This is a genomic window from Streptomyces sp. NPDC059785 (assembly GCF_042732375.1).
Lineage (GTDB): Bacteria > Actinomycetota > Actinomycetes > Streptomycetales > Streptomycetaceae > Streptomyces.
In genome coordinates this window covers 28,390-52,932 of sequence record NZ_JBHWHV010000049.1, presented here as the reverse complement: position 1 = coordinate 52,932, position 24,543 = coordinate 28,390, and the positions used below count along the sequence as shown (strand labels likewise).

The following is a 24,543-nucleotide window of genomic DNA, read 5'->3' as shown; positions in this document are numbered from 1 at the left end:
ATGCCCGTCGCTCGCGTGGTCACGGGCGAAGGCGAGCCGGACATCTCCGGGGCGGCCGCGTGAGCGACGGGCGGATGTAACGGCGCGGCCCCGACCCACCCCCGACAGCAGGCGCCCCGGCAGCCACCGTCGGCAGCCGCGCCGACAGCAGATTGGCGAGACCATACAGCGCACCCAAACCCGCCCACCGTGACCGCCCCCTCCCCACCTCAGTGACCGGCATCACGTCGGACGAGGTGTGAACCGCCGCTTTGTGAGGTGCCCACCAAAGCCCGGATCACCGCTTTGTCGAGCGCTGACGGTGATCGGCCGCACGCCCTGGGATAGCGTCACGATGTCCCGACCCTGCCGACACCCGCCGGAGTCCACATGAGCGCCCTGAGCACCACCGCCGCATCGACCTCCCGCCCCGGCGAGGTCCTCGCCGACCTGATCCCCTCCTCCCGCGTCCGGGACGCCGCGCTCGTGGCCGGCGGCGCCGTGCTCACCGGGATCGCCGCCCAGATAGCGCTGCCCGTGCCCGGCTCGCCGGTGCCGGTGACCGGCCAGACCTTCGCCGCCCTCCTCGTCGGCACCGCGCTCGGCGCCCGCCGCGGTCTGCTGTCGCTCGCCCTCTACGCGCTCGTCGGCATGGCCGGTGTCCCGTGGTTCGCCGGGGGCGGCTCCGGCGCCGGCGCGCCGTCCTTCGGCTACGTCCTCGGCATGCTGCTCGCCGCCACCGCCGTGGGCGCCCTCGCCCGCCGCGGCGCCGACCGTTCCGTGCTGCGCATGGCCGGCACGATGCTGCTGGGCGAGGCGATCATCTACGCGATCGGTGTCCCGTACCTGGCCGTGGCCACCGGCATGTCGCTCACCGCGGCGATCGCGGCGGGCCTCACCCCGTTCCTCATCGGCGACGCGCTCAAGGCGGCCCTGGCGATGGGCGCGCTGCCCACCGCCTGGAAGTTCCTCAAGAAGTGACGTCCGCGAGGGCGTGAGTGCCGGGGAAGAGGCTCGCCGGGTCGTACCGCGACTTGATGACGGCGAGCCTCTTCCGCGTCTGCGGGTCGTACAGACCCGCCGTGCGGTCGCCCGCGCCGAACGCGAAGTTGACCGCGCGCCCGAGCGTCCACGGCGCCAGCTCCGCGAAGGCCGGGTCGAGCAGCGCCCGCGCCGTCGCCCGGCCGGCCGTCGTCAGCAGCCGCACCAGGAACCGCCCTTCGCGGTACGGCACCGAGTTGGGCGCCGCCCGGCTCAGCGCGCCGCCGAGGTGGTTGATCTGGACGACGGCCATCGCGGGCGCACCCGGCCCGGTCCCGGCGAGCACCCGCCCCGCCGCCGCGACGTCCAGCGCGCTCAGCACGACGCCCTCGCCGTAGTACGTGTGCGGGGTGTCCGGATCACTGTGGATGCTGGGGCTCTCGGCGTACGGCATCTCGCGCAGGGTGTCGCCGAGCGCGGAGCCGAGCGCGCGCAGCGGGGCCACCAGCCGTTCCCCTTCGGCGGCGGAGTCCGTGCAGGCGACGCGCACCGAGAGCACCCGGCGCCCGCGCAGGTGCGGCGGCAGCGCGGGGAGGTCAGGGTAGGGCACGACCGCCAGCGACGAGGTGACGGAGTCCGGCAGGCTCCGCGTCCAGTGCTCGTACGCCCGCAGCACGGCCACCGGCTCGACCCGCGCCGCGTCGAAGGCGAGCGAGCCGCCGTACAGCCGGTCCACCGGCAGCAGCGCGGTCTCCAGCGCGGTGACGACGCCGAGGCCGTGCCCGCCGCCGAGCAGCGCCCAGTACAGCTCCGGTTCGGACCCGGCGGTCACCCGGCGCGTCCGGCCGTCGGCCGTCACCACGTCGAGCGACCGCACCAGATCGGCCGCGTAACCGAACCGCCGGCCGAGGATGCCGAGCCCGCCGCCGAGGGTGTACGAGACGGCGCCCACGCCCGGCGCCGAGCCGTTCGGCGGGGCCAGCCCGTACGGCTCGGCCGCCGCGACGACCTGCCCCGCGCGGGCCCCGGCCGCGATCCGGGCCGTGCGGGCCGCCGGGTCGACCGTCACGCCGTCCATCCGCCGGGTGGTGATCAGTACGCCGCCGGACGCGTCGCCCGGCAGGCCGTGCCCGGTGGCCTGCACCCGGACGGGCAGCCCGCGCGCCGCGGCGTACCGCACCGCGGCCACCACGTCGTCGGCGCAGGCCGCGGGGAAGACCGCGGCGGGCCGCTGCGTGAAACCGGTCTGGAACCCGGCGAGTTCGTCTTGGTACCCGGCGTCACCGGGGCGTAGGAGGAGCCCGGTCCCGCGTTCAGAGGTGTCCATGGCGCCGATGGTGGACGGTAAAACCTGACAAGTACGGTCAGGTTTTACCGTCCACCGCTGTAGTTGCCGTCCGTCGCGTCCCGTCGCTTTCCGCCGCCGTCCGCTGCTGCCCGCGTGCTGCCTCAGCCGAGGTCGCCGTGGTCGCCGTGGTGGCCGAGGCCCGGCTCCGTCCGGCGGCGGGTCCACCACAGACCCGCCGCGCCCGCGGTGATGAGCACCGTGCCGCCCGCGCCGAGCGGAAGCAGTTGGTCGGCCGGCCCGGTCTTGGGCAGCTCGTCGCGACTGCCGCTGCCGCCGTTACCGCCATTGCTGTCGCTGCTGTCGCTGCTGTCGCTGCTGTCACCGCCGGGGGCCGCGGGCTTGTTGTCGGTACCGAGCAGCAGCGGGGTGGCCGGGGCGTTCGGCGACGGGTTCGTGGTCCCGAACGGTACGGGGCCCTGCTGCCAGAACGTCTTCTTCCCTGCACTGTCCTGCACCGGCAGGCAGATCTTCCCGGTCTTCTTCAGATCGAAGGCCGCGTCGACGTCGTACGACTTCGAGGCGCCCGCCCCGAGCGAGCCGACGGCGCAGCTGAAAGCGCTGTTCGAACCTTTTGGAAGATCGGAATCCGAAAGGGCCGTGCAGCCCTTGACGCCCTTGATCTGCATTCCGTCGAAACCGACCACCAGAAGCCGTACGCTGCCGCTTTCCTTGGTCCCCTCGTTCTTCACCGTGGCGGTCAGCGAAGTCCCTTGAGTTTTGTTGTCGACCGATATCCTCTCGGGTAGCCGGGTGGTCAGCTTTACGCCCGCCGGCGCTTTGTCGACGGCCTTTCCCCCGTCGCTGCTGCCCGGACCGGTGTCGTCCGCGGTGGCGGTGAAGGCCAGTACCATCGCGGCCGAGAAAGATGCTGTGAGCAGCAACCCTGCGGCGGTCGTCGTACGGCGAGCACTCATGTTCGTCCCCCTTGGCTGCGCCTGAATTCGCAGTACTTGAAGAGGTACCACAAGATTTCTCCGCACTATGCTGTTACGGACCGAAGTGTGACCATTGGCTTTCGGCTGTTGCGGAGTTCGTGGCGCGTGTTGAGGGGGTGCACGGGATTGCCGGGGAATGTGCAGGGTGGTGCTCCGGGATTAATGGTGACCGGTCGCTACCGATTGGCCGAGAGTATCGGCCAGGGGGGAATGGGGCGCGTGTGGCGTGCCTCCGACGAAATACTCGACCGGCAGGTGGCGGTCAAGGAGATGCGGATCGACGGACTCGACCCGGAGGACGCCCGCACCCGCAGGGAACGCGCGCTGCGCGAGGCCAGGGCCACAGCCCGGATCGACCATCCCAACGTCGTCCGCATCTACGACGTGGTGGACGAGGGCGAGCGGCTGTGGATCGTGATGGAACTGGTCGCGGGGCGTTCGCTGGAACAGATCGTGGTGGCCGACGGGCCGCTCTCCCCGCCCGGGGCGGCGCGGCTCGGGCTCGGGCTCGTGGCGGCGCTGCGCGAGGTACACGCGGGCGGTGTACTGCACCGGGACATCAAGCCGGGCAACGTGCTGGTCGAGAACCGCGGGCACCGGATCGTGCTCACCGACTTCGGCATCGCCGCGATGGAGGACGCCAAGGCGCTGACCGTGGTCGGGATGCTCGTCGGCTCCCCCGACTACATGGCGCCCGAGCGGATCTCCGGCCGCCCGCAGGGTCCGCCCTCCGACGTCTGGTCGCTGGGCGCGACGCTCAGCGCGGCGCTGGGGGGCCGCTCGCCGTTCTCCCGCTCGACGACCCTCGCCACGCTGCACGCCGTCCTGTACGAGGAGCCCGAACTCCCCGCCGCGGCGGGCCCCTTGCGCGACATCCTGGCGTCCCTCCTCCGGAAGGAACCGACGACCCGCCCGGGCCTGGAACAGTTGGAACACCTCCTCCTGCCGATCGCCCACCCGGAACCGGAACCGCGCCGTGCAGGACCGCCGGGACCACAGCGGGGGCTGTGGCAGAAACCGGGCGAGGACCGAGCCCGGGAGGAGACCGACGGCCGGGACGAGACCGGGGCCTGGGGACAGGTTCCGGGCACGGAGCCGGAGACGGCGCCGGGACCGGGGCGGAGGCCGGTGCCGGAAGCGGAATCGGGAGCGGGCGCCGAAGAGGTGCCGAGGTCGGCGCCGGGTGCGGGGCCGGAAGCGGTGCCGAGGCCGACGCCGGGGGCGGGACCGGGAGGGGCACCGGCACCAGGCCCGGTGCTGTGGCCGAGCCCGGCACAGGGCTTCCCGACAGCTCCGGACAATGGGGCTCCGGCCGCTCCGGATCACGGGTCTCCGCTCGTTCCGGAGAACAGGTTCCCGACCGCTCCGGATTACGGGGCCCCGGCCGGACCGGGCGACGGATCTCCGACCGCTCCGGACCACGGCGCCCCGACCGGGCCGGATCACGGGTCTCCGGTCGGATCGGATCACGGGTCTCCGGTCGGACCGGGCCACGGGTCTGCGGCTGCTCCGGGCGACGGGTCTCCGACCCCTCCGGGCAATAGGTTCCCGACCGCTCCGGATCGCGGGTCTCCGGCCGCCCCGCACCATGAGCCCTCAGTCGGCCCGCGCCAGGGGCCCTCGGCCGGACCGGATCGTGGGCTCTCGGCCGGGTCGCGCCATGAGCCTTCAGCCGAGCCGGGCCAGGGGCCCTCGGCCGGACCGGATCATGAGCCCTCGGCCGGGCCGGACCGCGGGCTCTCGGTCGGGCCGCGCCATGAGCCTTCAGCCGAGCCGGGCCAGGGGCCCTCGGCCGGGCCGGATCATGAGCCCTCGGCCCGACCGGATCACGGGCTCTCAGTCGGACCGCGCCACGGGCCCTCAGCCGGCCCGCGCCACGAGCCCTCGGCCGGACCCGGTTACGAGCCCTCGACCAAGCCGGGCCGCGATGAGCCGGAGCCGGGTGCCGACGCCGTACCGGGTGCCGACGCCGTACCGGGTGCCGACGCCGTACCGGGTGCCGACGCCGTACCGGGCGCCGATACCGCACCGGGGACCGGCCTGGACCCGGCCCCGATGGCCGGCCCGACTTCGTCCCCACCCCCGACCCCACCCCCGACCCCACCCTCACCCTCAGGCTCGACCCCGACGGCCGACCTGGACACGGCGCCGGCGGGTCACCCGTCCCCGGGCCCAAGGGTCTTACGAGAGCCGGAGCCGGAGCCGGAAGTCCCTCTGCCCGGTCCGGAACCGCGTCCTGAGCCGCGGCTGACCCCCGACCCTGTGCACTGGCCCGAGGCGGGAGCGGCGCGGGACACGGCCGACGCCGGAGCCGTTCCCGACGAAGCGGGCGACGCCGAGTCGGCGGATCAAGCCGACGTACCCGACCAAGCCGTAACCAACAGCGCGCCCCCGACCGCCGACCGGGACAGGACCGCCACCCACGCCGAGCCGACCGGCGAAGCCGCACCTGCCGGCCCGCACGAGACAGCGGGCCGCTCCGAAACCCCCGTATTCCTGCGCTTCGGCCCGGTCAGCCCCGTCGCTCCGGTCCGGGACGCCGTACCGGAAGCGCACGTACCGGCAGCCGCCCCCGCCCTGCCCAAGGCCCCGAACCCGGCTACCCCCAGCACACCCCCGAACGCCTCCACGGAAACGTCCAGCACCCCCGGCACTTCCACCGAAGCCCTCTCAGAAGCCCCCTCCGAAGCTTCCGCAGCGTCCGCCGCGCCCCCCACCCCGTCCCCGCCGAAAACCGCCCCGGCCGGCCGCCCCGCCACCCTCCGCCGCGCAGGCATCGTCGTCGGCACCGGTGTCGTGCTCGCCGGAGCCGCCGTCTGGATCGTGGTCGCGGCGACCGGCGGGTCCGCGGACCGGGACGCGGACGGCGGCGCCTCGCCCACCGCGTCCGCGCCCGCCGCCACCTCGCCCACCGTCGACGGCACCGCGCGGCCCCCCACCCTGCCCCCGGGAGCGCACCGCGAGGCCGGCGGCTTCGCGTGGGCGACGCCCGACGGCTGGCGGCGGGACGTGAAGACGGGCGCCGAGGTGCACTACACCTCACCGGACGGCGGCCAGGAACTCGCCGCCAAGTCCTCCCTCGCCCGCGGCGACCTGATGGACACGTGGCGGACCTCGGAACAGAACGCGCACCAGGGCGAGGACTACCGGAAGATCCGCCTGGAGGAGACGACGTTCCGCGGCCGGCCCGCGGTCGTGTGGGAGTACACGTTCACCCTGAAGGGCGTGCCCTGGCACGCCCGGCTCCTCGGCTTCGACCAGGGCGGCAAGTCGTACCAGGTCAACACCTGGTACCAGCCGGGCGTCGAAGCCGAGGCGCTGCCCATCTACGAGAAGGTCAAGGACAGCTTCACGGTGCTGTGACCCGGGCGCCCCCGGAATCCTCCGCGCCCCCGGAATCCTCCGCGCCCCCGGAATCCTCCGCGCCCCCGGCGCCGGACGCGCCCCCGGCGCCGGACGCGCCCCCGGCGTCCACCACGCCGCTCACGCCGCTCACGCCGCTCACGCCGGACCCGCCGCCCCCGCGCCGCCCCAGCCATTGCCGGCCCACCGCGACCACGACGACCACCGCGGCGACGAGCAGGGAGAGCAGTACCGTCTCCCGCCCGTCGTGCTCGGTGTCCGTCAGCATGTAGCCGAGGACGAAGACGATCAGCGCGGCCGTCGCCCAGGTCAGATACGGGTACAGCCACATCCGCACGACGAGCTTCTCCGGCGCCACGCGCTCGATGATCCGCCGCATCCGCAGCTGCGAGAAGCAGATCACCAGCCAGACGAACAGGGCCACCGCGCCGGAGGAGTTGACGAGGAAGAGGAAGACGGAGTCGGGATACTTGTAGTTGAAGAAGACGGCGACGAAGCCGAAGACGACCGAGACGACGATCGCGGCTCGCGGCACCCCGCGCGCGGTGGTCCGGGCGAACGCCCGCGGCGCGTCCCCGCGCTCCCCGAGCGAGAACGCCATCCGGGAGGCCGTGTAGAGGCCGGAGTTCAGACAGGACAGCACCGAGGTCAGCACGATGAAGTTCATGATCTGGCCGGCGTGCGCGATGCCGAGGGAGTCCAGGGCGGCGACGTAGGAGCCCTTGTCCTCGACGGACGGGTCGTTCCAGGGCAGCAGCGCGACCACGACGAGGATCGAGCCGAGGTAGAAGACGGCGATCCGCCAGATGATGCTGTTGGTGGACTTGGTGACCGCGCGCTGCGGGTCCTCGGACTCGCCGGCCGCCAGCGTGGCGATCTCGCTGCCCATGAAGGAGAAGACGACCAGCAGGACGCCGGTGAGGATCGCGCCCGGACCGTGCGGCAGGAAACCGCCGTGGCCGGTGAGATTGCCGAATCCCGCCCGGTCGGTGTCGGCGCCGGGCAGCACCCCGAACACGGCCAGCAGACCCACCACGATGAACGCGCCGATCGCCACGACCTTGATACCGGCGAACCAGAACTCGAATTCACCGTAGGAGCCGACCGAGACCAGATTGGTGGCGGTGAGCACGAGCATCACGATCAGCGCCCAGCCCCACTGCGGCACCGCGGGGATCCAGCCCTCGAGGATCTTCGCGCCCGCGGTCGCCTCCACGGCGAGCACGACCACCCAGAAGAACCAGTACAGCCAGCCGATCGAGAAACCGGCCCAGCGGCCGAGCGCGCGGTCCGCGTGGGCGGAGAACGAGCCGGAGGCCGGATTGGCCGCGGACATCTCCCCGAGCATCCGCATCACCAGCACCACGAGGGTGCCGACGAGAGCGTAGGACAGCAGGATGCCGGGGCCCGCGGTGGCGATGCCGGTGCTGGAGCCGACGAAGAGCCCGGCTCCGATGACACCGCCGATGGCGATCATGGACAGATGGCGGTTCTTGAGTCCTGCCTTGAGCCCCGGATCACCGGGGGCGGGGGAGACACCGGCATCTTCAGGGCCGTCTCCGGCCTTCGACAGGGTCGGCTGCGAGGTCATGGGGGGTTCCTTTGCGCCGGCGGACAGAATTCCCGTACGCGGGGGGACGAGCGGGGTACGGGAACTCGTACGCGCGAGATGACCGGCGTACGAGTCGGTCCAGTGAATCGGAGGCAAAGAAATTCGTGAACCTTTGATTCCGGATCGTTACTTGAGGTTTTACTGAGCTTTCATAGTGTTGCCCCTGTATTTCCGGTACGGCACCCGGCGAGGCCGATCGGAAACGGCCGTGTCACACTCGGACCATGCGCGTGTATCTCGGCTCCGATCATGCCGGTTTCGAACTGAAGAACCACCTCGTCGACTGGCTCAGGTCCGCCGGCCACGAGCCCGTCGACTGCGGGCCCCTCATCTACGACGCCCAGGACGACTACCCGCCCTTCTGCCTGCGCGCCGCGGAGCGCACGGCGGCGGACCCGGACGCCCTCGGCATCGTGATCGGCGGCTCCGGCAACGGCGAGCAGATCGCGGCCAACAAGGTGGCCGGCGTCCGCGCCGCCCTCGCCTGGAGCGAGGAGACCGCCGCGCTCGGCCGCCAGCACAACAACGCCAACGTCGTCGCGATCGGCGCCCGGATGCACACGCAGGAAGAGGCCACCAAGTTCGCCGAGGTGTTCCTGGGCACCCCGTTCTCCGGCGACGAGCGGCACATCCGCCGCATCGACATGCTCTCGGTGTACGAGACCACGGGCGAGCTCCCGCCGATCCCGGCCCACCACCCGCAGCAGCCGTAACACCGGCGTCGCCCGGCCCGGCGGTCCGTACCCGAGAAGCGGGGACGGGCCGCCGGGCCGCGCGCCGGACGCACCCCGATCACCCAGCAGCGCAGCAGGAGGACCCGTGCCCGAGGGGCACACCATTCACCGCCTGGCCGAGGACTACGCCGCCGCCTTCGCGGGGCGCCCCGCCCGGGTGAGCAGCCCCCAGGGCAAGTTCGCCGACTCCGCGGCCCTGCTCGACGGCACCGTCCTGGAGTCCGCCGACGCCCACGGCAAGCACCTCTTCCTCGGCTTTTGCGGCGCCGACTGGGTCCACATCCACCTCGGCCTCTTCGGCAAGGTCGGCTTCGGCGCCCAGCCCGCCCCGCCGCCCACCGACACCGTCCGCCTCCGCCTGGCGAACGACACCTCCTACGTGGACCTGCGCGGCCCCACGGCCTGCGCGCTGATCACGGGCGCCGAGAAGCAGGCGATACACGACCGCCTCGGCCCCGACCCGCTGCGCCCGGACGCCGACCCGCAGGCCGCCTACCGGCGCGTCTCCCGCAGCCGTACGACGATCGCCGCGCTGCTGATGGACCAGAAGGTGATCGCGGGCGTCGGGAACGTCTACCGCGCCGAGGTCCTCTTCCGGCACGGCATCGACCCCTACCGCGCGGGCAAGGACGTCACCCCGGCCGAGTGGGACGCGATCTGGGCCGACCTGGTGGCCCTGATGCGCGAGGGCGTCCGCCACAACCGCATCGACACGGTCCGCCCCGAGCACACCCCCGGGGCGATGGGCCGGCCGCCGCGCGTCGACGACCACGGCGGCGAGGTCTACGTGTACCGGCGGGCCACGCTGCCCTGCCACATCTGCGGCGGCGAGATCCGCACCGCCGGTCTCGCCGCCCGCAACCTCTTCTGGTGCCCCGGCTGCCAGCAGCGCTGACCGCCCCGCCGGAAGTCAGACCTCAGAACCCGTGCGGCAGCCACGGTGCGACCGCCGAGGAGAAGCCCGTCGCGGCCTCCTGGAGCGCGCCCAGGCGCTGCTCGCGCACCCGGCCCGCCGCCGCCAGCGACGTCAGGGAGATCCCGCCCAGATACGCCGCCCCCAGGTCCCGTACGGACAGCGCGAGGTCGGCCGGGTCCGCGGTGCGCACGCAGGTCGCGCCCTTGGTGTCGCCGCTGAGCCGCCAACGCCCCTCGTTCCAGGGGCAGAAGGCGTCCTCGACCTCGAACACCACGTCCACCGGCGCCTGGTACGTACGCGCCTCCAGCGCCGCCCCGACGTCGACCAGCCGCAGGTACAGCGAGTCCCGCACCCGCAGATTGCACCGGCGGACGTCGGACACCAGGTGCTGCCAGCCGTCGTCCACGGGCGTGCTGTGCACCCGCAGCGTCGTCGTCAGGTCCAGGTCGAACAGGAACCGCCACAGCGCCGCCCGCACCTCGGGGCCGAGCCCCTCCAGCTCGTTCAGCTTCACCATGCCGTTGTGCCCGGCGGGCCCCCAGTCGGGTTTGACGCGATAGCGCGCGTACCCCACGATCTCGCCGTCCCGCTCCGCGACCACGCACTGCAACGGGGACGCGCCCTGCCGCTCGCTCTCCGGGTCGAGAATGCCGAGCCGGTCCCAGCCGGGCCGCCGCGCGAGCAGCCCGGGCCGCCCCGGCACCAGCCGGGCGTAGACCGCCTCGCACGCGTCGAGCACCTCGGCCGGCGCCGCGTACCGCAGCCGTACGTCATCCGCACCGGCCGGGACCGACAGTCCCACGCGGGTCGTGTCGATCTCGGCCTGGAGCTGCTGGGTCGCCATGCCGTAGCCGAACCGGCCGTAGATCGCGGGCTCCGAGGCCGTCAGCACCGCCAGCGGCTCGCCCCAGGAACGGACGTCGTCCAGCTGCCGCCGCATCATCGAGGTCAGCACCCCGCGCCGGCGGTGTGTGGCCGCGACGCTGACCATCGTGACACCGGCGGCGGGGACCGAGGCGCCCCCGGGGACGGTGAGCCGGAAGGTGAAGGCACCCGCCGTCCCCACGCAGCGGTCGTCCTCCCAGACGCCGAGGGAACGGTCGAACTCCGTCAGCGCGTCCCACAGCTCCCGCTCCTCGGCCGGTTCCGGTACTCCGCCGAACGCGCGGATCAGGTTCGCGTACCAGACGTCCAAGTCGGCCTGCCGCAGCACCCGCAAGTCAGTCGTCATAGGCCATGCCTACCAGGGGGCCGGGGGGCGGGCGAGGGATTTTCGCGCGGGTCGCAGGCCCGTTCTCTCCTGAGATGTCCGTGAAGTTCCGCGCTCGGACGGGGGACAAGTGGGACCTCCCGTGCCAAGCGGCAGGTCCGATGGATAAGGTCCCGAGCAATGGCAGCAGGACGAGAGCGGCGCGCGGAAGCCGAGACGTCGACGGCCCGGTTGAAGAAGCAGTGGCACCGGGCCCGTGTCGCGCTGCGCAGATCCGCCGTCGACTACTTCCGCGGCGACGGCTCCGACTGGGTCGCACTGGCCGGTCTGCTGCTCACCATCCCGGTGATCGCGGCCACCACGATGGTCAACTCCGTGTGGTGCTCGCCGGCCGCCCTGGTCCTGCCGATCGTCGCCGGCGGCCTGCTGCTGCGCCCGGCCAGCCTGCTCGGCCTGTACGCCGCCGCGGCCACCGCGCTGATCGTGGAGTCGGTCCGGCTCGGCCCGTACACCGAGGGTCCCTCCCGGGTCACCCCCGGCGTGGTGCTGGTCGTCGCGGCCTGCGGCTTCTTCGGGCTGATCATCGCGCAGTTCCGCAGCCGGGTCGGCGTGCCCTGGCGGCGTGGCGGCACCATGCTCTTCGACCTGCGCGAACGCATCAGGGTGCAGAGCAAGCTGCCGAAGCTGCCCGTCGGCTGGCACCGGGAGATGGCGCTGCGCCCCGCGGGCGGCCAGTCCTTCTCCGGGGACTTCGTGGTCGCGGCCCGCACCAACGGCGGGCGGACCCTGGAGGTCGTCCTCACCGACGTGTCCGGCAAGGGCATGGACGCGGGCTCCCGCGCCCTGCTGCTGTCCGGCGCCTTCGGCGGCCTGCTCGGCTCGCTCCCGCCGCACGCCTTCCTGCCCGCCGCCAACGGCTACCTGCTGCGCCAGGACTGGGACGAGGGCTTCGCCACCTCCACCCATCTGGTCCTCGACCTGGACTCGGGCGACTACGAGCTGTTCACCGCCGGGCACCCGCCGGGCCTCCAGCTCAGCGCGGGCAGCGGCCGCTGGGAGGAGAAGGCCGCCGACGGCCCCCTCCTCGGCGTCTACGATGGCGCCCAGTTCGACCCGGTCAAGGGCTCGCTGCGCCCCGGTGACGTGCTGATGCTGTTCACCGACGGCCTGGTGGAGACCGCCGACCGGGACATCGTCGAGGGCATCGACCGGCTCACCGGCGAGGCCGACCGCTATGTCGCGGGCGGCTTCCACGGCGCCGCCTGGCACCTCATCGAGGCCGTCGCGAAGGACGTCAACGACGACCGGGCGCTGCTGCTCATCTGCCGCGAGGGCCCGACGGCGGCGTCCGCCCGCTGAGCACCCGAGAACGGCCGGCGCGCAATTCGCCACTGGGGCCCCGGCGGCCGCCGCGCCGTAAGACACTGGCGAGGTGACGCGAACTCTCCTCACCCTGGCCGAAGTCGAAGCCCTCGCCCGCGCGGCGCACGCCGATCGGACGGACAAGGCGGGACGGCCGTACGCCGAGCACCTCCGAGCCGTCGCGGAGGGGGTGCTCGAGCGCGGCGGCGACGACGATCAGGTCGCCGCGGCCTGGCTGCACGACGCCGTCGAGGACGACGCCCTGTCACGGGAGTGGCTGGACGCCGCCGCCCTGGCGCCGCGCACGAAGGAGATCGTCCTGGCGCTCACCAAGGGCGAGGACGAGCCCCCGGAGGCGTACGCGCGGCGGATCCGCACCACTCCGGGGGCGCTGCTGGTGAAGGCAGCCGACCTGGCGCACAACGCCGATCCGGCCCGGCTCGCGGTCCTCGACGAGCACACCCGGGCCCGCCTGGCCAAGAAGTACGCCACCATGCGCGCACTCCTCGGCCTGCCGCCGTCCTGACGGGGTCCGGCGGGGGTCTCTACCGAGAGACCCGCTGAGCCGTCTGCTGCGCCGCCTGCGGGGCGGCCTGCTCGGCGGAATGCGTGCCACCGGCGGACGGCGTGCCCCCGGTGCGGGTGCGCTCGCGGGCGATCTCCGCCGCGTCCTGCTTGAAGGCCCACTCCATCCTCGGCTCCATGGCGAAGCGGAACATCCGCTGCACCGGCGGTGTGCACAGCGCGGTGATGACCGAGGCCGCGACGGCCGTCACGAGGATCTCGCCGCCGGGCGTGTGCACCCAGGAGTGGTCGAACCAGCCCCAGAAGCGCGAGCCCTTGGCCAGGAAGCCGTGCAGCAGATAGCCGTACAGCGTGCCCGCGCCCAGCACCGTGAACCACATCTTGCGGCGCGGCACCCAGGCGAAGAAGCAGGCGGTCAGCACCATCGAGCAGCCGAAGAGGGCGAGCGTCATCACGACACCGGCCCACCAGGGCGAGCCCAGCTCCTGGGCGCTGTCGCGGTGGTAGAACCACGCGGACGTCATCTTCGGGGCCGTCCAGTACGCCACCGCCAGCGCCGCCGCGAAGACGGGCACCGACAGGACGCGGATCTCCGGGCGCCGCATGAACTGGAAGTGGGCCGGCTTCATGCACAGACCCATCACGAAGAACGGCAGGAACTGAAGGACGCGCTGGAGGTCGAGATCGTCGCCGATGTCCGGCGAGACGGAGGCCAGTACGGCGATGGCGAGCGCGAGCGGCAGCGGCCAGCGCACGGCCTTCCAGATCGGGGTGGTCAGCCGCCACACGAACAGGGCGACCAGGAACCAGGTGAGGTACCAGGGATCGAGCAGGCTGATCGGCTGGTCCGGATCGTGGTCGGCCCACCGCTTGAACAGCGAGTAGGCGACCTCGAAGATCACGTACGGCACGGCGACGCCGGTGACCAGCCGCCTGAGCCGGTCGGGGCGCATGTCGAAACTGCGGGAGAAGTAGCCGGAGATGAGGATGAAGGCCGGCATGTGGAAGGTGTAGACGACCATGTACAGCGCCTCTGCGGCGCGGCTGTCGTCGGTCAGCGGCTCCCAGGCGTGGCCCATCGCGACCAGGACGATCGCCAGGTACTTGGCATTGTCGAAGAACGCGTCCCGTTGTTTGACCGGCTTGGTCTCCGGGGACCCGGTCCCGGGAGAGGGCCGCGGCGTGGACGCGGAGCGCGGGCTCGGCACTCCCTCCGCCGGCGAGGTGGCCGGGGGGAGCGGCGCGCTGTTGGGGCCGTGCGGACGCAACGAGTTCGTCACAGAGCATCCCACCAGCGCACCGGCGGGAGGATCCGGGACCTCGCTGCACATGCGGGGGACGAGGCAGCGTGGAACATCTGAGGCACCCTAGCGTTGTCTGTGGGATTCCGTAAAACCCCTCGGTGTCATTCCTGGTTATCGCCTGCGGATACCCCGGATTTCGTGGAGCCAACATCCGAATGCGGGGCGGCTGTTGAGGCGGATGGCTCTAGCGAACCGCCCCTTGTGCCCCGCTTCATCCTGACTAAACGCCGCATAACGCCCGCGGGCGACTCTGGTGGAATGTCCGGTTGATTGCCTTTTAGTGGGTCCGTGTTCACCTGCCCCGAAGACGGCGCCGGCGGGCCCCGGTGTGCCTGTGGCAACAATTCGAATTACCTGCGAACAGATTGTGTGCACGCCGAAACGATCACCCTTGATTTCCTGTGCGCGAGTGACTCGAATTGCCGTGCGGGGCCGCCCGGTTGCGGTGTCGCGGCCCCTGACGCCGATGTGGTGGCCATGCTTCCGTGGCCGACGATGCCTCACCTGCCGCATACGGTGGCCCTGTTGGTGGCACGATGGTCCTGGCGGGGGTGCGCGGGGATGGCACCCCCGGGCCGGGAGAGCGGAACCGACCGTAGGGTGTGATCAGTTGTGGCCATTTCGCTGTCAGTGGTGCTGCTGTTGGCGATCATCCTGGTGGTGTTGATCCGGGGAGGATCGATCAAGGCGGGCCCCGCCATCGTGGCGATTCTCTTCGGCTTCTTCCTCGCCTCGACCGGGATGGCCCCGTCCATCAACCGGTTCCTGAACTCGATAGCGGAGACCATCAACTCGATCAGCTTCTGAGCCGGTGGCCGCCGCGGAGCGCCGCCGGGCGCCGGTGCGCGCCGTCCCGGACGGCGCGGCCCCGACGGGCCGCCGCGCCGCCGGCCGCCCGGCCCCTCTGGCCACGCCCGGCCCGGCCGGTACTCACCCGGCCGGGCGGAATACGGCCTTTCTCGGCCTCCGGCCGCCGTGCACCGCCCGCCCGGACCCGGCGCACGCCGCGGGGCGGCCCGGCAACGGCGGTATCCCGTCGCGCAGGGTCGAGCGCGCGGACAAGGGGAGCGTGAGGGCGCGCGGGGGCTCGAAGGGCGGCGTGCGCACCCGTAACGACTCGGGGCCAGGCGGAGGAGTGAACCTCCGGCCTGGCCCCGACATGTCTGGAGCGGGCGACGGGAATCGAACCCGCGTAGCTAGTTTGGAAGACTAGTGCTCTACCATTGAGCTACGCCCGCACAGCTCGCACCGCAGGTCAGCGACCGCGGCACAGAAGGCATCGTAGCGGGTGGCACCGCCTCGGCGCACACCCCCTCAGCGCATCGCCCGCCCGGCCCGGGAGTGCCCCGCAAATGCGGCGGCCGCACCGTCGGCGGGCATGTACCCTACGTGTCGCACCGACGGGGTGTGGCGCAGCTTGGTAGCGCGTCCGCTTTGGGAGCGGAAGGCCGTGGGTTCAAATCCCGCCACCCCGACCAGCAGGATCACCCCCCGGGCCCCGTACGGGCCCGGCTTACCGGCTCACCTTTTGGGGCGTGTACCGCCTGCGGTTACTATGCAAGCTGCGCGCCCGTGTGTCTGCACTCCCATGTCTCTCAGGGGCCGCGAATCCGCTGAGGCCCTGCCGGTCGGCACAGGCACGCAGCAGAACCCCCAAGAAGTCAGCCACAAGGAGACCGAACCGTGAAGAGCGCCGTGGAGAACCTGAACCCGACCCGGGTTCGGCTCACTGTCGAGGTGCCCTTCGAGGAGCTCAAGGACAGCCTCGACGCGGCGTACAAGAAGATCAACCAGCAGGTCACGGTGAAGGGCTTCCGGAAGGGCAAGATCCCGGCGCGCGTCATCGACCAGCGGTTCGGTCGTGGCGCCGTGCTGGAGGAGGCCGTCAACGACGCGCTCCCGAAGTTCTACACCGACGCGGTCAACGAGGCTGAGCTGAACGTTCTCGGCCAGCCCGAGGTCGACATCACCGAGCTGAAGGACGGCGAGACGCTGAACTTCACCGCGGAGGTCGACGTCCGCCCGGCCATCGAGATCCCGGACTACTCGGGCATCGAGGTCGAGGTCGACGCCGTCGAGGTCACCGACGAGGACGTCGACAAGGCCGTCACCGAGCTGCGTGAGCGCTTCGCGTCCACCTCCCCGGTCGAGCGTGCCGCCGAGGACGGCGACGTCGTCACCATCGACCTGGAGGCCAAGGTCGACGGCGAGGTCCTGGAGGACGGCATCGCCTCCGGCGTCTCGTACACCATCGGCTCCGGCGAGCTGCTCGACGGCATCGACGACGCCGTGAAGGGCGTGGAGGCCGGTGGCGAGGCCACCTTCGCCTCCGAGCTCAAGGGCGGCTCGGCGGCCGGCAAGGAGGCCGAGGTCACCGTCAAGGTCACCCAGGTCGCCAAGCGTGAACTGCCCGAGCTGGACGACGACTTCGCGCAGCTCGCCTCGGAGTTCGACACCCTGGAGGAGCTGCGCGCGGACAGCCGCAAGCGCCTCGAGAACATGAAGCAGTACGACCAGGCCACGCAGGCCCAGGAGCGCGTCCTGGAGAAGCTGCTCGAGCTGGTCGAGGTGCCCGTCCCCGAGAAGCTGCTCGAGGACGAGATCAACACCCGTAAGCACAACCTCGAGCACCACCAGCTCGGCCAGATGGGTCTCGACCTCGAGAAGTACCTCGAGATCCAGGGCAAGACGGCCGAGGAGTTCGACACCGAGACCAAGGACGCCGCGGTCAAGGGCATCAAGACGCAGTTCGTCCTGGACGAGCTGGTCAACAAGGAGAAGCTGAACGTCAACCAGGAGGAGCTCACCGAGCACCTCATGCGGCGCGCGGCCTCCTCCGGCATGTCCCCCGACCAGTTCGCCCAGGCGGTCGTCGAGGGCGGCCAGGTCCCGATGCTGGTCGGCGAGGTCGCCCGCGGCAAGGCCCTCGCGGTCGTCGTCGAGGCCGCCACGGTCAAGGACACCAACGGCGAGGTCGTCGAGCTGGACGACGACGAGGACGAGACGGCCGAGACGGCCGAGACCGCCGAGGCCGCCGAGACCGCCGTCGAGCAGGCCGACGAGGCCGGCACCGAGGCCGAGGAGAAGTAGGCGACGCGGTCCGACCGCCTCGCGCGCAGTCGCACACGGGCCCCCGGGAGACACACGTCCCGGGGGCCCGTGCGGCACCACGGGGGCGGCGCGGACCGGGGCCCGGCGGGTGTCCCGCGGGTGCCGTTCCGTACGCCCCGACGGCGGGCGACCTGCGCTCACAGCGAACAGTTCCCTCTGCGGGATTCCCCGGAGGGACCAGCGCGTTAGGGTCCTTGAATACGAGGGCAGGGGAGTCCCCGAAGCCGCCCCGGGGCGGTGCGGGCGGGACCCCACGCCTGAGCAGAAGACGTGAGACGGCCCGGCGCCGTCGTAAGACGAGCAGGTGGATACGTGACGAATCTGATGCCCTCCGCCGCCGGCGAGCCTTCCATCGGTGGTGGCCTCGGCGACCAGGTCTACAACCGGCTGCTCAACGAGCGGATCATCTTCCTCGGCCAGCCGGTCGACGACGACATCGCGAACAAGATCACCGCACAGCTGTTGCTCCTTGCCTCCGATCCGGAGAAGGACATCTACCTCTACATCAACAGCCCCGGCGGCTCGATCACGGCCGGCATGGCGATCTACGACACCATGCAGTACATCAAGAACGACGTGGTGACCATCGCCATGGGCATGGCGGCCTCGATGGGCCAGTTCCTGCTCAGCGCGGGCACCCCCGGCAAGCGCTTCGCGCTGCCGAACGCCGAGATCCTGATCCACCAGCCCTCCGCGGGCCTCGCGGGCTCCGCGTCGGACATCAAGATCCACGCCGAGCGGCTGCTGCACACCAAGAAGCGGATGGCTGAGCTGACCGCGTACCACACGGGTCAGTCGGTGGAGCAGATCACCCGTGACTCCGACCGCGACCGCTGGTTCGACCCGGTCGAGGCCAAGGAGTACGGCCTCATCGACGACATCATGCCCACCGCTGCCGGCATGCCGGGCGGCGGCGGCACCGGGGCGGCCTAGGCGGGCTCAGGCCCGGCGCGGGCCGCCGTGCCGGCCTACGGCCGGATCGCGCGGCACGCGAGCCCCGCAAGCCCCCCAGCGACCGCCTCAGCCCCTTTCAGGCTTCCAGGAGACACAGTGAACGACTTCCCCGGCAGCGGCCTCTACGCCCGCACGCAGGCCGAGTACACCGGTCCTCGTGCGGAGTCCCGCTACGTCATCCCGCGCTTCGTGGAGCGCACCTCGCAGGGCGTGCGCGAGTACGACCCGTACGCGAAGCTCTTCGAGGAGCGGGTGATCTTCCTCGGCGTCCAGATCGACGACGCCTCCGCCAACGACGTCATGGCGCAGCTGCTGTGCCTGGAGTCGATGGACCCCGACCGGGACATCTCGATCTACATCAACAGCCCCGGCGGTTCCTTCACGGCGCTCACGGCCATCTACGACACGATGCAGTTCGTGAAGCCGGACATCCAGACGGTCTGCATGGGCCAGGCCGCCTCGGCCGCCGCGGTCCTGCTGGCCGCCGGCACGCCGGGCAAGCGGATGGCGCTGCCCAACGCGCGCGTACTGATCCACCAGCCCTACAGTGAGACCGGTCGCGGGCAGGTTTCCGACCTGGAGATCGCGGCCAACGAAATCCTCCGGATGCGTTCGCAGCTCGAGGAGATGCTGGCCAAGCACTCGACCACGCCGATCGAGAAGATCCGCGAGGACATCGAGCGCGACAAGATCCTCACGGCCGAGGACGCCCTGTCCTACGGTCTGGTGGACCAGATCATCTCCACCCGGAAGATGAACAACTCCGCGGTGGCGTGACGCAGGGCTGTATCGTCTGCCGCTCCTTGGCACGGTCCACGTCAAAGTGAACCGTGCCAAGGGGGGCCCGAACGGGGGGCCCGGCAAGGTACCGTCGGACATAAGGCAGCACCAGGAGCCGCTGGACCTAGGCGTCTCCCAGGCGAAGGGGAAGCACACCGTGGCACGCATCGGTGACGGCGGCGATCTGCTCAAGTGCTCGTTCTGTGGCAAGAGCCAGAAGCAGGTCAAGAAGCTCATCGCAGGCCCCGGTGTGTACATCTGCGACGAGTGCATCGATCTCTGCAACGAGATCATCGAGGAAGAACTCGCGGAGACGAGCGAGGTCCGCTGGGAGGAACTGCCCAAGCCCCGCGAGATCTACGAGTTCCTCGAGGGCTACGTCGTCGGCCAGGAGGCCGCGAAGAAAGCCCTGTCGGTCGCGGTGTACAACCACTACAAGCGGGTCCAGGCCGGTGAGAACGGCGGCGCCCAAGGCCGCGAGGACGCCATCGAGTTGGCGAAGTCCAACATCCTCCTGCTGGGCCCGACGGGCTCCGGCAAGACGCTCCTCGCGCAGACCCTGGCGCGCATGCTGAACGTCCCGTTCGCCATCGCCGACGCGACGGCGCTGACGGAGGCGGGGTACGTCGGCGAGGACGTCGAGAACATCCTCCTGAAGCTCATCCAGGCGGCCGACTACGACGTCAAGAAGGCCGAGACCGGGATCATCTACATCGACGAGATCGACAAGGTGGCCCGCAAGAGCGAGAACCCGTCGATCACGCGCGACGTGAGCGGCGAGGGCGTGCAGCAGGCCCTGCTGAAGATCCTCGAGGGCACCACGGCCTCGGTGCCGCCGCAGGGCGGGCGCAAGCACCCGCACCAGGAGTTCATCCAGATCGACACGACGAACGTGCTGTTCATCGTGGGCGGTGCCTTCGCGGGCCTGGAGAAGATCATCGAGTCCCGGGCCGGCGCCAAGGGCATCGGCTTCGGCGCGACGATCCGCTCCAAGCGCGAGCTGGAGTCCAAGGACCAGTTCGAGGACGTCATGCCCGAGGACCTGGTGAAGTTCGGCATGATCCCCGAGTTCATCGGCCGGCTCCCCGTCATCACCTCGGTCCACAACCTCGACCGCGAGGCGCTCCTCCAGATCCTGGTGGAGCCGCGCAACGCGCTGATGAAGCAGTACCAGCGCCTCTTCGAACTCGACGGTGTGGAGCTGGAGTTCGAGCGCGAGGCGCTGGAGGCCATCGCCGACCAGGCCATCCTCCGCCAGACCGGCGCCCGCGGCCTGCGCGCCATCATGGAGGAGGTCCTGATGTCGGTGATGTACGAGGTGCCGTCCCGCAAGGACGTGGCCCGCGTCGTCATCACCGCGGACGTCGTCCATTCGAACGTGAACCCGACCCTGATCCCGCGCGACGCGCGCGGGCGGGGGCCGGGCGAGCAGAAGACGGCGTAGCGCCGAACCTACGCTGACACGCATACGGAAGGGCCCCGGTCGACCGACCGGGGCCCTTCCGTCGTACTCGGTGCGCGTCAGGCCTTGACGCGCACGTCGTTGCGGAGCTTGGCGGCGTTGGCCGCGGCGTCCTCCATCGACATGCCCTTGCCCGCGGCCATCTGCGCCACCTCGATCGACAGGACGTAGGCGACGGTGCTGTGGTCGCCCCAGATGCACAGCGGCATCGTCACCTTCTTCGGGGCGCCGCTGTCGGTCTGCGACGAGTCGTTGTTCGTGATCTCCGACTCCTGGCACTTCATGATGCCGTTCTCAAAGCCGTCCGGCGTGAACTCCTGCGGGCTGCCGAGCAGCTTGCCCTCGGTGTCGTCGTCGCTCTGGTCCTTCTCGGCCTCGGTCTTCATCTTGGCGAACATCGCGTCGACGACCGCCTCCGGGTCGTCCACGGTGCCGTACACGCCGCTGAAGGTGATCTGCTTGGCGGTGAGGCCGTCGCCGGACTGGTAGGAGGCCGAGACGTCCTTGGGGTCCTGCACGCCCCACTTCTCGGCGTCCTTGATGTCCTCGTCGTCCATCGAGTCGGTGTCGCTGTCGCTCTTCTTGTAGTCACCGCCGAGCACGGTGGCCGGAGTCGTCAGCTTGTGCGCGCCGTCGTCGGCGATGTCCGCGCCGCCGCCCCCGCCGAACACGAAGTACGCGCCGACCGCGATCGCCGCCACGACCGCCACCGCGCCGATGATCAGGCCCGTCTTCTTCTTGCCGCCGCCGGGCGCGGGCGGCTGCGGGACGCCGTAGGGCTGCTGGCCGTACGGCTGCTGCTGACCGTACGGTCCGGGCTGCTGACCGTAGGGCGGCTGCGGGGGCTGCTGCGGCGGAACACCGGGAGGGGACTGCTGGGGGTAGCCGTAACCGGGCTGCTGCGGGGGCTGCTGGGGGTAGCCGTAGCCGGGCTGGGGGGCCTGCGGCGGCTGCTGGCCGTACGGGCCCGGCTGACCGTACGGTCCGGGCTGCTGGGGCTGCCCGCCGTACGGGCCCGGCTGGTTGTAGCTCATTACTGGGTTCCCCTCCGGATACTTATGTGTTCCGAACATCCTGACGCAAGGAGCGGGGAGCGCGGGCATCGGGGCCCCTACCGTTACTGAAGAATCCCGTTTCGGGACGGGGCCGTGACACCTCTGACTGAGCCCGTGACCGACAACGCTCAGCAGCAGCCGCCAGCATCCACTCCCGAACTGCCGACCCAGTACGCGCCGGCCGACGTAGAGCGGCCGCTGTACGAGCGCTGGGTGGAGCGGGGCTATTTCGAGGCGGACGCCATAAGCGACAAGCCGCCCTTCACCGTCGTCATCCCGCCGCCGAACGTCACGGGCAGCCTGCACCTCGGGCACGCCTTCGAGCACACCCTCATCGACGCCCTCACCCGCCGCAAGCGCATGCAGGGTTACGAGACGCTGTGGCAGCCCGGCATGGACCACGCCGGCATCGCCACGCAGAACGTCGTGGAGCGCGAGCTCGCCAAGGAGGGCAAGTCCCGCCACGACCTCGGCCGCGAGGCGTTCGTCGAGCGCGTCTGGCAGTGGAAGGGCGAGTCCGGCGGGCAGATCTCCGGGCAGATGCGCCGCCTCGGTGACGGTGTCGCCTGGTCGCGCGAGCGCTTCACGATGGACGAGGGCCTCTCCCAGGCCGTCCAGACCATCTTCAAGCGGCTCTACGACGACGAGCTGATCTACCGCGCCGAGCGCATCATCAACTGGTGCCCGCGCTGTCTCACCGCGATCTCCGACATCGAGGTCGAGTACCAGGACGACGACGGCGAGCTCGTCTCCATGAAGTACGGCGAGGGGGACGACACCATCGTCGTCGCCACCACCCGTGCCGAGACGATGCTCGGTGACACGGCCGTCGCCGTCCACCCCGAGGACGAGCGGTACAAGCACCTGGTCGGCAAGCTGATCAAGCTGCCGCTCACCGACCGTTCCATCCCGGTCGTCGCGGACGAGCACGTCGACCCGGAGTTCGGCACCGGCGCGGTCAAGGTCACCCCGGCCCACGACCCGAACGACTTCGAGATCGGCCAGCGCCACGACCTGCCGGCCATCGCCGTCATGGACGAGCACGCCGTCATCACGGTCCCCGGCCCCTTCCAGGGCCAGGACCGTCTGGAGGCCCGCTCCGCGATCGTCGCCGCGCTGCGCGCCGAGGGCCGGATCGTCGCCGAGAAGCGCCCTTACGTCCACTCGGTCGGCCACTGCTCGCGCTGCAAGACCACCATCGAGCCGCGCCTGTCCATGCAGTGGTGGGTCAAGGTCGGCCCGCTGGCGAAGGCCGCCGGCGACGCGGTCCGCGAGGGCAAGGTCAAGATCCACCCGCAGGAGATGGAGAAGCGGTACTTCGACTGGGTCGACAACCTGCACGACTGGTGCATCTCGCGCCAGCTCTGGTGGGGCCACCGCATCCCGGTCTGGTACGGGCCGAACGGCGAGGTCGTCTGCGTCGGCCCCGACGACGAGGCGCCCACCGGCGAGGGCTGGCACCAGGACACCGACGTCCTCGACACCTGGTTCTCCTCCGGCCTGTGGCCGTTCTCCACGCTCGGCTGGCCCGAGCAGACCGAGAGCCTCGCGAAGTTCTATCCGAACTCGGTCCTGGTCACCGGCTACGACATCCTCTTCTTCTGGGTCGCCCGGATGATGATGTTCGGCCTGTACGCGATGGACGGCACCCCGCCGTTCCACACCATCGCCCTGCACGGCATGGTCCGCGACCAGTTCGGCAAGAAGATGTCGAAGTCCTTCGGCAACGCGGTCAACCCGCTGGACTGGATGGACAAGTACGGCTCCGACGCGCTCAGGTTCACTCTCGCCCGTGGCGCCAACCCGGGTGTCGACGTCCCGATCGGCGAGGACTGGGTCCAGGGCTCGCGCAACTTCGCCAACAAGATCTGGAACGCCACGCGCTTCGCGCTGATGAACGGCGCGACGGTCGAGGGCGAGCTGCCGCCCGCGGAGCAGCTGTCGGCCACCGACCGCTGGATCCTGTCCCGGCTGAACGCCACGGTCGCCGAGGTCGACGCCCTCTACGACGACTACCAGTTCGCCAAGCTGTCGGACGCCCTCTTCCACTTCGCCTGGGACGAGGTCTTCGACTGGTACGTCGAGCTGTCCAAGACCACGTTCATGGGCGGCGGCGCGGCCGCGAAGGTCTCCGGGCGGGTCCTCGGCGAGGTCCTGGACGTCACGCTGCGCCTGCTGCACCCGATCGTCCCGTTCGTCACGGAGACGCTGTGGACCACGCTCACCGGCGGTGAGTCGGTCGTCATCGCCGACTGGCCGGAGGACAGCGGCTTCCGCGACGCTGCCGCTGAGCGCGAGATCGAGACGCTTCAGCAGGTCATCACGGAGGTCCGTCGCTTCCGCGCCGACCAGGGGCTCCAGCCCGGTCAGCGGGTGCCGGCGCAGTTGTCCCTGGACGGGACGGCGCTCGCGCCGCACGAGGCGGCGATCCGCCAGCTCCTGCGGCTCCAGCCGGAGGGCGAGAGCTTCTCGGCCACGGCGACGCTGCCGGTCGCGGGGGCCACGGTGGCGCTCGACCTGTCCGGCACGATCGACGTCGCCGCGGAGCGGAAGCGGCTGGCGAAGGACCTTGCCGCCGCTGAGAAGGAGAAGGCTCAGGCGAACGCGAAGCTCGGGAACGAGGCGTTTCTCGCGAAGGCTCCGGATCATGTCGTGGACAAGATCCGGGGGCGGCTGTCGAAGGCGGACGAGGACATCGTCCGGATCTCGGCGCAACTGGAGCGGCTGCCGCAGGCGTGACCCACCGGGGGCTCCTCGCCCCCTCCGCCCCTACCCGTCCCGTACCTGGGGCTCCGCCGCGGACCCCGCTCCTCAAACGCCGGAGGGGCTGATGTCAGCCCGTCCGGCGTTTGAGGACGAGGCCGTCCAGGCCGAAGCGGGGGTCTGGGGGCGGCAGCCCCCAGGGATACGGG

Annotated in this window: 18 protein-coding genes, 2 tRNA genes and 1 pseudogene; 14 read left to right on the top strand and 7 right to left on the bottom strand. The window is 71.1% G+C overall.

The annotated features are described in order from the left end of the window. The first annotated feature begins 369 nt into the window (after positions 1 to 369). On the top strand, positions 370 to 960 hold the full coding sequence (locus ACFV6E_RS30835; RefSeq protein ID WP_385160959.1) for a biotin transporter BioY: 591 nt from the start codon (positions 370 to 372) through the stop codon (positions 958 to 960). Here the strand turns inward: ACFV6E_RS30835 and ACFV6E_RS30830 are convergent. Together ACFV6E_RS30830 and ACFV6E_RS30825 are read right to left on the bottom strand one after the other, a co-directional pair. After that, positions 950 to 2,287: an FAD-binding protein gene (locus tag ACFV6E_RS30830; protein WP_385160957.1), complete on the bottom strand. Its 1,338-nt coding sequence runs from the start codon at positions 2,285 to 2,287 to the stop codon at positions 950 to 952. The genes ACFV6E_RS30835 and ACFV6E_RS30830 overlap by 11 nt on opposite strands. Before the next feature lie 122 nt (positions 2,288 to 2,409). Further along, entirely contained in the window at positions 2,410 to 3,222 is an 813-nt protein-coding gene (locus tag ACFV6E_RS30825) for an LPXTG cell wall anchor domain-containing protein (protein WP_385466044.1), read from the bottom strand. A 231-nt stretch (positions 3,223 to 3,453) separates the two neighbouring features. Between ACFV6E_RS30825 and ACFV6E_RS30820 the strand changes: the two are divergent. Continuing rightward, positions 3,454 to 4,216: pseudogene (locus ACFV6E_RS30820) on the top strand (serine/threonine-protein kinase); the annotation flags it as partial. 1,823 nt (positions 4,217 to 6,039) lie between these two features. Then, the gene (locus ACFV6E_RS30815) at positions 6,040 to 6,606 is read left to right on the top strand and encodes a hypothetical protein (RefSeq protein WP_385466080.1); all 567 of its coding nucleotides are present in this window, start codon (positions 6,040 to 6,042) and stop codon (positions 6,604 to 6,606) included. Here ACFV6E_RS30815 and ACFV6E_RS30810 read toward each other — a convergent pair. Next, positions 6,593 to 8,197 carry an amino acid permease gene (locus tag ACFV6E_RS30810; protein ID WP_385160953.1) on the bottom strand — a complete coding sequence of 535 codons (1,605 nt, stop codon included), beginning with the start codon at positions 8,195 to 8,197 and terminating at the stop codon, positions 6,593 to 6,595. The two genes, ACFV6E_RS30815 and ACFV6E_RS30810, sit on opposite strands and share 14 nt — an antisense overlap. A gap of 245 nt (positions 8,198 to 8,442) precedes the next feature. Between ACFV6E_RS30810 and ACFV6E_RS30805 the strand changes: the two genes are divergently transcribed. Then, positions 8,443 to 8,931, top strand: coding sequence for a ribose-5-phosphate isomerase (locus ACFV6E_RS30805; protein ID WP_385160951.1), 489 nt, complete (start codon positions 8,443 to 8,445; stop codon positions 8,929 to 8,931). Positions 8,932 to 9,037: 106 nt separating this feature from the next. Further along, positions 9,038 to 9,847 carry an Fpg/Nei family DNA glycosylase gene (locus ACFV6E_RS30800; RefSeq protein ID WP_385160949.1) on the top strand — a complete coding sequence of 270 codons (810 nt, stop codon included), beginning with the start codon at positions 9,038 to 9,040 and terminating at the stop codon, positions 9,845 to 9,847. A gap of 22 nt (positions 9,848 to 9,869) precedes the next feature. On the opposite strand, the gene ACFV6E_RS30795 is transcribed toward ACFV6E_RS30800, so the two are convergent. Then, positions 9,870 to 11,099: a GNAT family N-acetyltransferase gene (locus tag ACFV6E_RS30795; RefSeq protein ID WP_385160947.1), complete on the bottom strand. Its 1,230-nt coding sequence runs from the start codon at positions 11,097 to 11,099 to the stop codon at positions 9,870 to 9,872. A 159-nt stretch (positions 11,100 to 11,258) separates the two neighbouring features. Between ACFV6E_RS30795 and ACFV6E_RS30790 the strand changes: the two genes are divergently transcribed. Together ACFV6E_RS30790 and ACFV6E_RS30785 are read left to right on the top strand one after the other, a co-directional pair. Continuing rightward, positions 11,259 to 12,437, top strand: coding sequence for a PP2C family protein-serine/threonine phosphatase (locus ACFV6E_RS30790; protein ID WP_385160945.1), 1,179 nt, complete (start codon positions 11,259 to 11,261; stop codon positions 12,435 to 12,437). 73 nt (positions 12,438 to 12,510) lie between these two features. Then, positions 12,511 to 12,966, top strand: a complete 456-nt coding sequence (locus tag ACFV6E_RS30785; RefSeq protein ID WP_385466041.1) for an HD domain-containing protein — start codon at positions 12,511 to 12,513, stop codon at positions 12,964 to 12,966. A 19-nt stretch (positions 12,967 to 12,985) separates the two neighbouring features. On the opposite strand, the gene ACFV6E_RS30780 is transcribed toward ACFV6E_RS30785, so the two are convergent. After that, positions 12,986 to 14,245 carry an acyltransferase family protein gene (locus ACFV6E_RS30780; protein WP_385466038.1) on the bottom strand — a complete coding sequence of 420 codons (1,260 nt, stop codon included), beginning with the start codon at positions 14,243 to 14,245 and terminating at the stop codon, positions 12,986 to 12,988. 636 nt (positions 14,246 to 14,881) lie between these two features. On the opposite strand from ACFV6E_RS30780, the gene ACFV6E_RS30775 reads away from it, so the two are divergent. Further along, on the top strand, positions 14,882 to 15,076 hold the full coding sequence (locus ACFV6E_RS30775) for a hypothetical protein (RefSeq protein ID WP_026178055.1): 195 nt from the start codon (positions 14,882 to 14,884) through the stop codon (positions 15,074 to 15,076). 357 nt (positions 15,077 to 15,433) lie between these two features. Here ACFV6E_RS30775 and ACFV6E_RS30770 read toward each other — a convergent pair. Continuing rightward, positions 15,434 to 15,507, bottom strand: a tRNA-Gly gene (locus tag ACFV6E_RS30770). Between the two features lie 163 nt (positions 15,508 to 15,670). On the opposite strand from ACFV6E_RS30770, the gene ACFV6E_RS30765 reads away from it, so the two are divergent. From ACFV6E_RS30765 to clpX, 5 genes are all read left to right on the top strand, one after another. Further along, positions 15,671 to 15,747: transfer RNA gene (locus ACFV6E_RS30765), tRNA-Pro, on the top strand. 205 nt (positions 15,748 to 15,952) lie between these two features. Further along, positions 15,953 to 17,359: a trigger factor gene (gene tig, locus ACFV6E_RS30760; protein WP_385466035.1), complete on the top strand. Its 1,407-nt coding sequence runs from the start codon at positions 15,953 to 15,955 to the stop codon at positions 17,357 to 17,359. 345 nt (positions 17,360 to 17,704) lie between these two features. After that, a complete protein-coding gene (locus tag ACFV6E_RS30755) occupies positions 17,705 to 18,313 on the top strand; it encodes an ATP-dependent Clp protease proteolytic subunit (RefSeq protein ID WP_385160996.1) in 609 nt (202 codons plus the stop codon). Positions 18,314 to 18,430: 117 nt separating this feature from the next. Then, entirely contained in the window at positions 18,431 to 19,111 is a 681-nt protein-coding gene (locus tag ACFV6E_RS30750; RefSeq protein ID WP_385160927.1) for an ATP-dependent Clp protease proteolytic subunit, read from the top strand. A gap of 160 nt (positions 19,112 to 19,271) precedes the next feature. Beyond that, the gene (gene clpX / locus ACFV6E_RS30745; protein WP_385160925.1) at positions 19,272 to 20,558 is read left to right on the top strand and encodes an ATP-dependent Clp protease ATP-binding subunit ClpX; all 1,287 of its coding nucleotides are present in this window, start codon (positions 19,272 to 19,274) and stop codon (positions 20,556 to 20,558) included. Between the two features lie 77 nt (positions 20,559 to 20,635). On the opposite strand, the gene ACFV6E_RS30740 is transcribed toward clpX, so the two are convergent. Further along, positions 20,636 to 21,610 (bottom strand): hypothetical protein, encoded by a 975-nt coding sequence (locus ACFV6E_RS30740; RefSeq protein ID WP_385160923.1) that lies wholly within the window; start codon positions 21,608 to 21,610, stop codon positions 20,636 to 20,638. 135 nt (positions 21,611 to 21,745) lie between these two features. Between ACFV6E_RS30740 and ACFV6E_RS30735 the strand changes: the two genes are divergently transcribed. After that, on the top strand, positions 21,746 to 24,370 hold the full coding sequence (locus ACFV6E_RS30735; protein WP_385466032.1) for a valine--tRNA ligase: 2,625 nt from the start codon (positions 21,746 to 21,748) through the stop codon (positions 24,368 to 24,370). The last annotated feature ends 173 nt before the right edge of the window (positions 24,371 to 24,543 follow it).